The 12,771-nt window shown below is 66.5% G+C and carries 11 protein-coding genes; 4 read left to right on the forward strand and 7 right to left on the reverse strand.

What is annotated here, in order from left to right; all coding sequences use genetic code 11:
- Window positions 1-175: 175 nt before the first annotated feature.
- From E3T46_RS11585 to E3T46_RS11595, 3 genes are all read right to left on the reverse strand, one after another.
- Window positions 176-1,834 (reverse strand): HNH endonuclease signature motif containing protein, encoded by a 1,659-nt coding sequence (locus E3T46_RS11585; RefSeq protein WP_134578671.1) that lies wholly within the window; start codon window positions 1,832-1,834, stop codon window positions 176-178.
- A gap of 99 nt (window positions 1,835-1,933) precedes the next feature.
- Entirely contained in the window at window positions 1,934-3,211 is a 1,278-nt protein-coding gene (locus tag E3T46_RS11590; protein ID WP_241980671.1) for a multidrug effflux MFS transporter, read from the reverse strand.
- A 22-nt stretch (window positions 3,212-3,233) separates the two neighbouring features.
- The gene (locus E3T46_RS11595; RefSeq protein ID WP_134578786.1) at window positions 3,234-4,466 is read right to left on the reverse strand and encodes an ROK family transcriptional regulator; all 1,233 of its coding nucleotides are present in this window, start codon (window positions 4,464-4,466) and stop codon (window positions 3,234-3,236) included.
- Window positions 4,467-4,604: 138 nt separating this feature from the next.
- On the opposite strand from E3T46_RS11595, the gene E3T46_RS11600 reads away from it, so the two are divergent.
- Window positions 4,605-5,609, forward strand: coding sequence for an aldo/keto reductase family protein (locus tag E3T46_RS11600; protein WP_134578672.1), 1,005 nt, complete (start codon window positions 4,605-4,607; stop codon window positions 5,607-5,609).
- 36 nt (window positions 5,610-5,645) lie between these two features.
- Window positions 5,646-6,491 (forward strand): NAD(P)-dependent oxidoreductase, encoded by an 846-nt coding sequence (locus tag E3T46_RS11605; RefSeq protein WP_134578673.1) that lies wholly within the window; start codon window positions 5,646-5,648, stop codon window positions 6,489-6,491.
- Window positions 6,492-6,519: 28 nt separating this feature from the next.
- Here the strand turns inward: E3T46_RS11605 and E3T46_RS11610 are convergent, their stop codons facing one another.
- From E3T46_RS11610 to E3T46_RS11620, 3 genes are all read right to left on the reverse strand, one after another.
- Window positions 6,520-6,780: a Txe/YoeB family addiction module toxin gene (locus E3T46_RS11610; RefSeq protein WP_134578674.1), complete on the reverse strand. Its 261-nt coding sequence runs from the start codon at window positions 6,778-6,780 to the stop codon at window positions 6,520-6,522.
- Window positions 6,777-7,028, reverse strand: a complete 252-nt coding sequence (locus E3T46_RS11615) for a type II toxin-antitoxin system Phd/YefM family antitoxin (protein ID WP_134444031.1) — start codon at window positions 7,026-7,028, stop codon at window positions 6,777-6,779. The genes E3T46_RS11610 and E3T46_RS11615 overlap by 4 nt, the downstream gene beginning before the upstream one ends.
- A gap of 65 nt (window positions 7,029-7,093) precedes the next feature.
- Window positions 7,094-8,359: an FAD-binding protein gene (locus E3T46_RS11620; protein ID WP_134578675.1), complete on the reverse strand. Its 1,266-nt coding sequence runs from the start codon at window positions 8,357-8,359 to the stop codon at window positions 7,094-7,096.
- A gap of 228 nt (window positions 8,360-8,587) precedes the next feature.
- On the opposite strand from E3T46_RS11620, the gene xylA reads away from it, so the two are divergent.
- Together xylA and E3T46_RS11630 are read left to right on the forward strand one after the other, a co-directional pair.
- A complete protein-coding gene (gene xylA / locus E3T46_RS11625) occupies window positions 8,588-9,787 on the forward strand; it encodes a xylose isomerase (protein ID WP_134578676.1) in 1,200 nt (399 codons plus the stop codon).
- Between the two features lie 214 nt (window positions 9,788-10,001).
- Complete coding sequence (locus E3T46_RS11630) at window positions 10,002-11,465, forward strand: FGGY family carbohydrate kinase (protein WP_134578677.1); 1,464 nt, start codon at window positions 10,002-10,004, stop codon at window positions 11,463-11,465.
- Window positions 11,466-11,503: 38 nt separating this feature from the next.
- On the opposite strand, the gene E3T46_RS11635 is transcribed toward E3T46_RS11630, so the two are convergent.
- Window positions 11,504-12,700: an ROK family transcriptional regulator gene (locus tag E3T46_RS11635; RefSeq protein WP_174844319.1), complete on the reverse strand. Its 1,197-nt coding sequence runs from the start codon at window positions 12,698-12,700 to the stop codon at window positions 11,504-11,506.
- Between the last annotated feature and the right edge of the window lie 71 nt (window positions 12,701-12,771).

Genomic DNA, 12,771 nt, shown 5'->3' on the forward strand with positions numbered 1-12,771 from the left:
CCCGCAGAGCCTGGTCCCGGCAACCTGGTCCCGTCAGCCTGGTCCCGTCAGCCTGGTCCCGTCAGCCTGGTCCCGTCAGCCTGGTCCCGTCAGCCTGGTCCCGTCAGCCTGGTCCGCACCCGCTCAGACCCAACAATTCGCACCGCGGCGCGGTCCCTGATCCGCGTTGCTGGGTTCAGTTGGCTTCGGCGTCCTGCTTCCGCTTGAGTTCGAGCATGAGCGGGCTCTTACTGGCCAGCGGAATCAGCGTCTGCGTCGGGTCGATGCTCGCGGGTGGTTGCAGCCAGAACTCCCCCGGCTCGCCAATCACCCGCCAGCCTTCCTGGTGAAGTCGGCGGTGGCAGGGGCCGCAGAGCAACAGCCCCAGGTCGATGTCGGTCGCGCCAGTGTCGCGCACCCACTGGTCGGCGTGGTGCGCCTCCGTTCGGGAGGGTGGCATGTCGCAGCCCGGAAACATGCAGCCGCCGTCACGTACGCCCATGGCCACGCGCTGCGCCTCACTGAAAGTTCGCATGGTGCGGCCCAATTTCAGCGGATGCCCCGCCTCGTCTACCAACAGCCGCAGCTGGCCGGTGTTGCAGAGAAACCGTTGCACCGTTTCGAGGGAGATCGGGGCGGGGTTGCCCTCAAGGAATCCATGCCCCACCCGACCGCTCTGCCCGGCCTGCTCGCTCAGGCCGCTCTGCCCGCTCTGCCCGGCCTGCTCGCTCTGCTCGCGCTGCCCGCGCTGCCCGGATTGCCCGGCCTGCTCGTTCAGGCCGGCCTGCTCGCTCAGGCCGCTCTGCTCGCTCTGACCGAATTGCCCGGTGATCTCGTTCCGGGCTTTAGCGACGTCGGCCGGCACGAGCCCGGCTCGCTGAAGGTCGGCCTGGGTGACGATGATGCGCACCGCCGGCTGGCGTCCGCCATACATTTTGGTGGGGTCTGCGTCGGTGCCGGTCTTGAGCAGCGCGGTGAAGGAGTCCGCGGCGATCTGGTCCACGGTACGCGGGTCGTTCCGCACCCGGTCCGCCCAGGCCTCCTGCTCCGGATCTACGAAGCGCACGCCTCCGCGCTGGCGCGGGCTGGTGAGGCAGTCGTAGGCACTGAGCCAGTACTCGCCCTGTTCGGGGGCGAACAGCCCGCTGAGCACGACCATGCCGTCCTGGCGGCGGAACAGCTTGAACTTGGTATCGTCGCGGGCCTGCTTCTCCCGAGCCCGAATGCCAGCCTCGTCGAGCTGGTCCCGCAACCGGCGAGCCCGGCGGAAGACCTGCTCAACGTTGAGCCCGGTCACCTCCGGCACCAGCGCCGTAAGCGCGGCGCGCAAAATATCGGCAGACACGGCCAGGTCAATCTCGCCCAAACCTCGGCGCAGCGCATCGGCCTGATCCACCGTGAGGGTGCCGGCGGCAACGGCATGCACGATCGGCGCCTGCCACGGCACTGCCGGCCGGCCCACCAGTGCACCGGCATCGATGCCATCCGCACCGTCGTCATCGCCTTCCGCGGCCAACTTTTCGGCAGCATCCGTTTCACCCATCAAAATGCCCGAGGCGACCAGCTTCTCTGCCTCCCCACGGCTGGAGCCATTGACGTGTTGCACCATTGCCACCGGCGTCGCGAACCCCTGCCGCGCAGCCAAACCCTCGCTTCCCAGCTCGGGCCGGGACCGGCGCGCGACCGTACCGGCCATCCACGCCGCAAACACGTCGAGCAGCCGCCGGGCCTCAGCCAGTGACCGCTGCCCGGCCAGCACATCGGCCTCGCCCAAAGCATCAAACGCCGCGCTGCAATCGCCCAGAGCGGCGACCCGATCGGCCGCCCGGCGAAGCTCATCAGCGAGGTTGTGCATACCCCAATTCTCCCACCGCTCCCCCGAAACCACGAGAAAAGCTCATTATCAGTGGATAACGAATCGAATCTATCTCCTGTGGAGAAGCTCCGGAGAAAGTCAGCGCTCGAGCGCCGGAACGCTACGCGGGCGCACGATTAGCCAGAGGGAGAGCAGCGACACCACCGCGGCGACTCCCATAACGGATGCCATCGGTATCGACGTTCCCACTCCCAGCAGTCCCACAATCGGCGAGATCAGGCCGGCCACACCAAAGTTCGCCGCGCCAAGCAGCGACGCCGCGGTTCCGGCCTCATGCCCGTGCGCGTTGAGGGCAATGACCTGAACGCTCGGCAAAGTGAAGCCGCAGGCAGCGATGAAGAACCACAGCGGAACCAGAGTGCCCCACAGTCCCATGCCAGCAAAGTCCAGGAGCACGATCGCCCCGGCGGTGAGCAGCAGCACAACGGTAGAGACCGACAAAATCCACTGCGGCCCAATGTTGAATCGGTGCATCAGCCGCGAGCTCAACTGCACACCGGTGACGACACCGAGCGAGTTCACGGCAAAGAGCAGGCCGTATTCCTGCGGACTGAACCGGTAGACATCCTGAAAGAGAAACGGCGAGGCCGAGAGGTAGGAGAACAGCCCGGTGAAGGTCATCGCCCCGATGATCGCGACGCCGACGAAGGTGCGGTCGCTCAGCACCGCTTTGTAGCGCTGCGCCAGGGTGTTGTGCCCCTTCACGTTGCGCTCGCTCTCGGGCAGCGTCTCCACGATCCAGAACGCGACGGCCAGAATCACGATGACGCCGTAGGCGGCGAGCACCCAAAAGATGCCGCGCCAGTTCATCACGAGCAGAAGCTGCGAACCGATGACCGGCGCAAGCACCGGCGCGAGGCCGCTGACCAGGGCCAGCCGGGAGAGCATACGCACGAGCGGCTTGCCGCCGAACAGGTCGCGCACCATGGCCATCGCCACGACCGCACCGGCCGCAGCGCCAAAGCCCTGCAGCACGCGGAACCCCGCGAGCACAATAATGTCGTTCGACATCGCAGCACCGACGCAGGCGAGGATGTGCACGCCGGTCGCCAGCATGAGCGGCAGCCGGCGGCCCACCTTGTCGCTCCACGGACCCACGACGAGCTGCCCGAACCCGAAACCAATCATGGTTCCGGTCAGGGTGAGCTGAATGACCGACGGCAAGACACCGAATTCGCTCTCGAGTGTTGGGAAGGCCGGCAGGTAGAGGTCGATCGTGAACGGGCCCAGGGCGGTGAGGGCCCCGAGAATGAGAATGTAGACGATGCGCTGTCGCCGGCTCAGCTTGTCCCCGGGGTGCACGGCAGTCGAGGAAAGTTGCGCGGCACTGATGACGGGGATGCTGGCGGTAATCACGTAGCGGATGTCCTTGGTTGGTTTAGCGAGGATGGCTGGCGGGCGACACGGCCACCCTTGCGCTAAGCGCGGGGAGCGCGAAAGTATTCCCCCGATCCAGCTGCGGGTCGAGCAGCAGCGCCTCGAAGGCCAGCTCGGCCGCCCCGATCAACAGCAAATTCGAGCCGAGCAGCGCGGGCGCGATCTGCACCCCGTCGAACGCTGTCCCGAGTGACAGAGCGGCGACCGCGCGGCCGAGCCGGTCGGGGTCGGCTGCGCGCAGCGCGGCGAGAAAGCCGCCGAGCACGATCAGCTGCGGGTTGAGCACGTTCACCGCGCCAGCCAGGGCTACGGCCAGAAAGTCGAGCTGCCGGGCGACCTCGGCGTGCACCGCCGCGGAATCGGAGGCGAGCAGCGCGCGTTCGAGGGTGTCGGCATCCGTTTCGCTCGCTCGCAGGCCCAGCACTTCGAGCAGGGCGTCGCGGGTCACCTCCGCTTCGAGGGTGCCCGCGATGCCCGCCGAATCTTTCTGCCCGCTCGCACTGACCCGGATGTGCCCGAATTCTCCGGCGTAGCCCGCTCGACCGCCGGCCGCGACGCCCCCGACGACGAGGCCGCCACCGATTCCGCTCGATCCGCCGTTGAGGTAGATCAAGTCGGTCATACCCTGCCCTGCACCAAAGTAGCGTTCGGCGGTGACGCCGAGGCTCGCGTCGTTGGCCGCGACGACGGGCAGGCCCGTTGCCGCCGCGAGGAGGTCGCCGAGCGGCTCGTCGACCCAGCCGAGGTGTGGGGCGTGGCGCACCAGCCCGTCGAACGCACGCACCAGGCCGGGCACAGCAACGCCTATTCCGATTATGGAATATTCGCTCAGGTCGTTTCGCAGATCGTCGATGATGCCGGCGGTGATCGCGACGGCCTCGGCGGCCGTCGGCGACGACGACGTTGCGAAGCGGATGCGGCGGTGCACGATGCCGCTCAGAGCGACCACTCCCACGGTAATCGCGTCGATCTCGGGGTTCACCGCGAGGGCCACCACGCGGTCGCTCGCCGCGACGATCGGACTCGGCCGACCGGCCAGTTTGGTCGGGTCGGGCGTGCGTTCCTCAACCAACCCGCGCTCGACGAGTTCGGCAACCAGGGCGCCGATGGTCGACCGGTTCAGGCCGGTCAGTCGGGTGAGCTGGGCGCGCGATGCTGCCCCGCTCCGGTGCACGAGGCGCAGAATGATCGACAGGTTGCGGCGACGCAGATCGTCATGGTTGGTGCCCTGCATGGCGTCCACTGCTCTCGACTCTCATTTTTCGATCAGAATTCAGGTTACCGCTCCGGATGGACATCGTGGGGTGATACGTTGCCAGAGTCAACAAATCATCGACGGCGCTGACGGACACGGGTGCCAGACAGGGACGTCATGGAGTTTCGTTATCTCGGCAACAGCGGATTAAAAGTTTCAGAAATCACCTACGGCAATTGGCTGACCCACGGTTCGCAGATTGAGAATGACACCGCGACGGCCTGCGTGCGTGCGGCTCTCGATGCGGGAATCAGCTCCTTCGACACCGCGGATGTGTACGCCAACACCGTGGCAGAGCAGGTGCTCGGGGACGCGCTCAAGGGCGAACGCCGCCAGTCCCTCGAGATTTTCACCAAGGTCTTCGGGCCCACCGGCCCCAAGGGTCACAACGACGTCGGCCTGTCCCGCAAGCACATCCTCGAGTCGATCGACGGCTCACTAACCCGGCTGCAGACCGACTATGTCGACCTCTACCAGGCGCACCGCTACGACGTGGAGACCCCGCTCGAAGAGACCATGCAGGCCTTCGCCGACGTCGTGCGCCAGGGCAAAGCCCTCTACATCGGGGTGAGCGAGTGGAACGCCGAGCAGCTACGCGCCGGCCACAAGCTCGCTACCGAGCTCGGCATTCAGCTCATCTCCAACCAGCCGCAGTATTCGATGCTCTGGCGCGTGATCGAGTCCGAGGTGGTTCCGGCCGCCGTTGAGCTCGGCGTTTCCCAGATCGTCTGGTCCCCGGTTGCGCAGGGCGTGCTTACCGGCAAGTACCTGCCCGGTCAGGCTCCGCTCGAAGGCAGCCGGGCAACGGATGCCAAGGGTGGCGCCAATATGATCCAGCGCTGGATGAGCACCGAGGTTCTCACGGCCGTGCAGAAACTGCGCCCGATCGCCGACGACCTCGGGCTCACCATGGCGCAGCTCGCGCTCGCCTGGGTGCTCGCGAATAAGAACGTCGCCTCCGCCATCATGGGTGCTTCCCGCCCCGAGCAGGTTGCCGACAACGTGAAGGCCGCCGGAGTGCAGCTCGACTCTGAGGTGCTCACACAAATCGACGCCGCCGTACGCGACCTGGCCGAGTTCGACCCGCGCAAGACCGTCTCGCCGGAGCAGCGCGAAGCGTAAGCCAGCGGCATCCGTTATTAAAAGAAGGAGTATTTAATGAGAATCGCCGTTACCGGCGGCAGTGGCAAGCTCGGACGCAGCGTCGTCGCGCGCCTCGCGAGCGAAGGCCACGACGTCACCAACCTCGACCAGTCCGGAACCCGCGGTTCAGGCTTCACCCAGATCGACCTGACCGACTACGGCCAGGTGAGTGACGTGATGTTCGGCATCGACGACCGCACCGACGGGTTCGACGCCGTTGTACACCTCGGAGCCATCCCGGCGCCGGGCCTCCTGCCCGACGTGGCTACCTTCCATAACAATATGCTCGCGACCTACAACGTGTTCCAGGCCGCGCGGCGGGCGGGCATCAAGACGATCGTGTACGCCTCGAGCGAGACCACCCTGGGTCTGCCCTTCGATATCGACCCGCCGTACATTCCCGTCGATGAGGCGTACCCGGCCCGCCCGGAGAGCACGTATTCGCTGGTCAAGCACCTCGAAGAGCAGATGGCCATTCAGCTCGTGCGCTGGGACCCGCTGCTCAGCATCACGGCGCTGCGCTTCTCCAATGTGATGGACCCGGAAGACTACGCGGCCTTCCCCGGTTACGACGCCGACGCGACCCTGCGCAAGTGGAACCTCTGGGGTTACATCGACGGTCGCGACGGCGCCCAGGCCGTGCTGCGGGCGCTTGAGCAGGCCCAGCCGGGCTTTGAGACGTTCATCATCGCGGCCGCCGACACCGTGATGAGCCGTTCGAGTGCAAGCCTGGCGGCCGAGGTCTTTCCAAACGTCGACGTCGTCAAAGCGGTCACCGAACACGAAACACTGCTGTCGATCGACAAGGCAAAGCGGATGCTCGGCTTTAGTCCCGAGCACAGCTGGCGGGATCACGTGTAGCTGCTGGCTAACGCGTGCTTGCTAGAGATCAATCGTCGTAGTGGAACCGTGCCTGCAGGATCACCAAGTCATTGCCCACGATTCGATAAACGAGGCGGTGCTCTTGGTTGATCCGTCGTGACCAGACGTCGCTGGCGCGATGCTTAAGTCGTTCCGGCTGACCGCGACCGTCTGCAGGAGTACGCATCGCATCATCGATAAGGGTGTTGATTCGTTTGAGAACCCGACGGTCGTTAACCTGCCACCATTGGTAGTCGTCCCACCCGGCCGGGTCAAAGACTAGCCTCACGACCGGTCGAGGTCGTGGGGCGCGTAGTTGCCCTGCTCAGAACGTTCGATCGCGTCGGCGAGGCGTCGTGCATTCGCCGGGGTGGAAAACAGGTACAAACTCGTCTGCCAGGCTTCGTAGTCCTCTTCCGAGATGAGAACTCCGTTTCCAGCCTTGGACGTGATCGTGACGGCCGTGTGATCGTCGTTGACTTGGCCCAACAGAGGAAACAACGATTTTCGGGCATCGCTGGCGGTAATCGTGGTCATCGTTTTTCCTCCAGCTCGGGCGTCTGACTTGTACGAGAAATAGTACCATAGCGAGAGGGTAACGACTAGACCCGTGCCGTTACACCGAACACCGTGTGCTCCAGAAACGCGTTCCGAAACTTGCCGGCCGGATCGAGCCGATCGGCCAGGGCCCGAAAATGCCCGAGCCAGGGATAGGCGGTCGCGAGGGTTGCGACATCCGCTTGAAAGAGCTTGCCCCAGTGCGGCCGCACCGCGAAGGGGGCGAGTGCCTCTTCGAGGGCGGGCAGCAGCGCCTCAACGGCGGCCTGCTCGGGCTTCCAGGTGAAGTGCAGGGCCACACCGGCACGCTGGTAGCTCGGGCTGAGCCAGAGATCGTCGGACGCGACGCTGCGGATCTCGCTCACCAGCAGCAGCGGCGCGATGCGCGATGACAGCGCACGCATAGCGTCGATCGCGGCGGCAGCGTGCTCCCGCGGTACGTGGTATTCGCTCTGCAACTCGTCGCCGTCGCTCGGAGTGAAGGCCATGCGAAAATGCGCGAGCCGCTCCGACCAGGGTCCGGGCACGCCGAATTGCTCTGTGCAGTTGACCGCAGAAATTCCGGGCAGCGGATGCCGCGCAACGGCTGCCGCCGTCCCCCCGAAGAACGCCGGGCCGCCGGCGAAGTCAGTTCCGCGGCTCTTCACCCAGGCCTGCTGCACCGTCTCCCCCTGCCAGTCGGTGAACAGGCTCACGCTGTAGGCGCTGCCCATGACGGCGTCGAAATTCTGCAGCACGCCGCTCCACGGCAGGTTCTCGTAGACGAACTGCCGCACGTCGAAGCTCGGCTGGATATCGAGTGTGACCCGGGTGACGATGCCGAGGGCACCGAGCGCCACCACCATTCCGGCGAAGTCGGGCGTTGAACGGTCGACGCGCAGCAGCTCCCCCGAGGCAGTGACGATTTCCAGCGCCCGGACCGCGGTGGCTAGGCTGCCGTTTCGGTCGCCGGAACCGTGGGTCCCGGTCGCGATCGCACCGGCGACGCTGATGTGCGGCAGCGAGGCGAGGTTGTGCAGGGCATACCCCTGGCGTTGCAGCTCCACGGCGAGGGTGCCATAGGTCGTGCCGCCGGAGACTTCGACGCAGAGTGCGCCCGGGTCGATGACGATCGCGTCGTCGACCTCGTCGAGCGCCAGGAGCGTGCCTGCCGAATCGACGATCGCGTTGAAGGAGTGCCGTGACCCGAGGGCGCGCACCCGGGTGGCCGCGGCGACAAGTTCCTGCACCTGTGCAACGCTCGTCGGGTGCACGATCGGGGCCAGGTAGCGATAGTTGCCGGCCCAGTTGCGTTCGTTCGTCTGGATCATTCAGGCCGCCTCACGGTATTTGGTGCTTACAGCAACATACCGCCGCCGGCGGCCGCGTACACACACGAAGATCGGGGCCGTCGTTTCGCACACCGATCGACAACCGAGGGTCCGCCCCGCCGATCAAGACCAAACGCTGCAGAGATCTCCCCGAGAGATTGCATTCCTTTCTGATATATGTTTGAGTAATCAACAAATCATCGACGACGCTGACCAGGAAGTAGTGCAATGAGTGAAGTGAGCCTGACCCCCACCCGCGACGACAAGTTCTCCTTCGGCCTGTGGACCGTCGGCTACAACGGCAGCGACCCGTTCGGCGGCCCGACCCGGCCCAAGCTCGACGTGGTCGACGCCGTCACCAACCTGGCCGAGCTCGGCGCCTACGGCCTCACCTTTCACGATGATGACCTGTTCGACTTCGGTTCAACGGATGCCGCCCGCCAGTCCCAGATCGACCGCCTCAAGCAGGCCCTCGCCGACACCGGCCTGGTCGTGCCGATGGTCACCACCAACCTGTTCAGCGCCCCGGTGTTCAAGGACGGCGGGTTCACCTCGAACGACCGGGCCGTGCGCCGGTTCGCGCTCCGCAAGGTGCTGCGCAATATCGACCTCGCCGCAGAGCTCGGCGCCCAGACGTTCGTCATGTGGGGCGGCCGCGAGGGCGCCGAGTATGACTCGGCCAAGGACATCCGTTCGGCGCTGGAACGCTACCGCGAAGCTGTGAACATGCTCGGTGACTATGTCACCGACAAGGGCTACGACATCCGCTTTGCCATTGAGCCCAAGCCCAACGAACCCCGCGGCGATATTCTGCTGCCGACCGTCGGCCACGCGATGGCCTTCATCGAAACCCTCGAGCGGCCCGAAATGGTCGGCGTGAACCCCGAAGTCGGGCACGAGCAGATGGCCGGCCTCAACTTCGCTGCCGGCATCGCCCAGGCGCTGTACCAGGGCAAGCTGTTCCACATCGACCTCAACGGCCAGCGCGGCATCAAGTACGACCAGGACCTGGTCTTCGGGCACGGCGACCTGCAGAACGCGTTCGCCCTCGTCGACCTGCTCGAAAACGGTGGCCCGAACGGCGGCCAGACCTACACCGGGCCGCGCCACTTCGACTACAAGCCTTCACGCACGGAAGACGTCGCCGGGGTGTGGACCAGCGCCGCGGCCAACATGCGCACCTATCTGCTTCTCAAGCAGCGGGCCGCCGCCTTCCGCGCCGACCCCGAGGTGCAGGCGGCCCTCGCCGCGTCGAAGGTGCCTGACCTGTCGAACAACACCCTCGCCGTCGGCGAAAGCTACGACGACCTGCTGGCCGACCGCGGCTCCTACGAGGACTTCGACACCGACGCCTACTTCGGCGGCAAGGGCTTCGGCTTCGTGCACCTGCAGCAACTCGCCCTCGAACACCTGCTCGGCGCCCGCTAGCCCTGCATCACTCCGCATTACTCACACTTGGCCCCGCGAGCGGATGCTCCGGGGCCAAGGGTCGCTATTTGCGATGCGCGCGGCACCCACGCCTCGTGGCCGCACCCGATATCGGTGCGCGCTACGCCCGTTACCGTGGCGGCTACCCACATCGAGCGCGCTCATCCGATATTTTTGTGTTAATTGTGCCGCCCCACCTACGAACGGACATGTCATGACACTGGTTGCCGGAGTCGATTCGTCGACACAGAGTTGCAAGGTCGTCATTCGTGACGCCGATACCGGAGCGCTGGTGCGGTCCGGTCGGGCCAGCCACCCCGAAGGCACCGAGGTCGACCCCGCCGCCTGGTGGGATGCCCTGCAGGAGGCCGTCGCTGACGCCGGCGGGCTCGACGACGTCGCCGCCATCTCGATCGGGGCGCAGCAGCACGGCATGGTCGTGCTCGACGTTGACGGCGAAGTCATTCGCCCGGCGCTGCTCTGGAATGACACCCGCAGCGCCCCGGCCGCCCTCGACCTGCTGCGCGAAGTAGGCGCCGCCGAGTACGCCGCCCGCACCGGAGTCGTTCCGGTCGCGTCCTTCACCGCGACCAAACTCCGCTGGCTGCAGGACGCCGAACCGGCCAACGCGGCCCGGGTCGCCGCCGTAGCCCTGCCGCACGACTGGCTCACCTGGCGTCTGCGCGGCTTCGGCCCGGCCGCGACCTCCGTCGTCGCCGATGGCCTGGCCGCCGAAAATCCCCTCGGCCCCGTGCTGACCGAGCTCACCACCGACCGTTCCGACGCGAGCGGCACAGCGTATTGGTCACCGCGAACCGGCAACTACGACCTTGACCTGTTCGAACTCGCCCTCGGCCACGCCGCCGTGCTCCCCCGCGTGCTCGGCGCCGACGAACAGGCCGGCGTCACCGCGCGACTGGGCGGCAGCAACCACGCCTGGCTCCCAGACGGCATCGTGGTCGCGGCGGGCGCCGGCGACAACGCGGGCGCCGCCCTCGGCCTCGGCGCGAGCGCCGGCGACGTCATCGTCTCGATCGGCACGAGCGGCACCGTGTTCGCCGTCACCGATCAGCCCACAACGGATGCCTCCGGCTCGGTCGCCGGGTTCGCCTCCGCTTCCGCAGACTTCCTGCCCCTGGTCGCGACCCTCAATGCCGCCCGCGTTCTCGACTCCATCGCAGCGCTGCTCGGCGTCGACTACGACGAGTTGGGGCGCCTCGCCCTAGAAGCCGAGCCGGGAGCAGGCGGCCTCGTGCTGCAGCCGTACTTCGCCGGGGAACGCACGCCGAACCTGCCGGAGGCGACGGCATCCGTTTTCGGAATGACTCTCGCGTCGACGACCCGGCCGAACCTGGCCCGCGCCGCGATCGAGGGTTTGTTGTGCGGACTGGCCGACGGCCTCGACGCCGTGCAGGCACTGGGCGTGAGCGTCGGGCGCATTCTGCTGATCGGCGGAGCGGCGCAGAACCCGGCCGTGCGCGCCATCGCCGCCCAGGTGTTCGCGGCTCCGGTCGTGGTGCCGGCGCCGGGCGAGTATGTCGCCGACGGCGGGGCAGTGCAGGCGGCCTGGGCTCTGACCGGCACCCGTCCGACCTGGGCTGCGGCCATTGCGGCCGAGCCGGCGCCCGACTTTTGCCCGGTCATCCGCGCCCAATACGCGGCGCACGCGCCCGTCTGATACCGGGCACTCTGGTCCGATCCGGCGAACAGATCGGGTCAGGCGGTGAGCCCCGCGACCATGGCCTCGATGCGGTCCGGCGACAGCGCGTAGTGGATGGCGAGCATGCTCGCGCCCAGAATGGCGGCGTTGGCCCCCGCGCTGGACTGCGTGATCTGCAGGTGCTGGGTGGCGAGGGGGTTGGAGCGCGAGTAGACGACTTCCCGCACGCCCGCGATCAGGTGTTCCCCGGCCTGGGCCATCGACCCGCCGAGAACGATGACGGATGGATTGATCAGGTTGACACACATGGTGAGCACCTCGCCCATGTCTCGCCCGGCTTGGCGCACGGCTCGGATCGCTTCGAGATTGCCCTGTTTAACCAGGTCGACAACGTGCTGGCTCGTGGTCACCGGAAGGCCCTGAGCACCCAGCAGGCGGGTGAGTGCCGCTCCGGAGGCCACGGCCTCGAGACATCCCTCGTTGCCGCAGCGGCACGGCACCCCCGCCCCGCGGGCGATCTGCACGTGCCCCAGGTCACCGGCGATACCCTGCGCGCCGCGCTGCAGGTAACCACCGGATATGACGCCGGCACCGATGCCGGTGGCAACCTTCATGAACACGAGGTGGTCAGTTTCTGACCAGGCAAATTCCCGTTCGCCGAGCGCCATCAGGTTCACGTCGTTGTCGACGAGCACGGGAACATGAAAGTGCTGCTGAAGCCAGCCGGGCACGTCAAAGCGGTCCCAGCCCGGCATGATCGGCGGGTTGATCGGCCGGCCGCTGCTGTGCTCGACCGGCCCGGGTAGGCCGACACCGATCGCGAGCAGGTCGGCCATTGACCGCTTGCTGGCGCTGAACAACCGCGCGCCGGCCTCGATGACCCAATTCAATACGGCCTCTGGCCCGTCTGCGATTTCGCGGAACGTGGAGTCCTGTACGAGGGTTTTTCCGCCCAGGTCGCTGAGCGCGATCCGAATATGGCTCGCGCCGATGTCCACGGCCAGCACGAACTTGTTGCCGGATTGCAGGGCGAACTGCGACGAAGGCCGACCTCCGGTGGAGGTGGCGTTCCCGGCCGGACCGACGAGGCCGAGACGCGTGAGCGCGTCAACGCGCAGCGCGACGGTGGATCGGGCCAGTCCGGAGAGGTCGGCCAATTCCGTTCGGGTGCGTGGTTGCCCGTCCCGCAACACTTGAAAAAGGTCACTGGCTCCGGCCGAACCGAGGGCGTTGACGTGGCTTATGTCGACCATCAGGCAATTCAACCATACGAATCATTCGAACTTCGATACTTTCCGAGCGGATGCCGCTGCGGCGGCCCCGC

It is taken from the genome of Cryobacterium sp. Hh11 (assembly GCF_004404045.1).
GTDB lineage: Bacteria > Actinomycetota > Actinomycetes > Actinomycetales > Microbacteriaceae > Cryobacterium > Cryobacterium levicorallinum.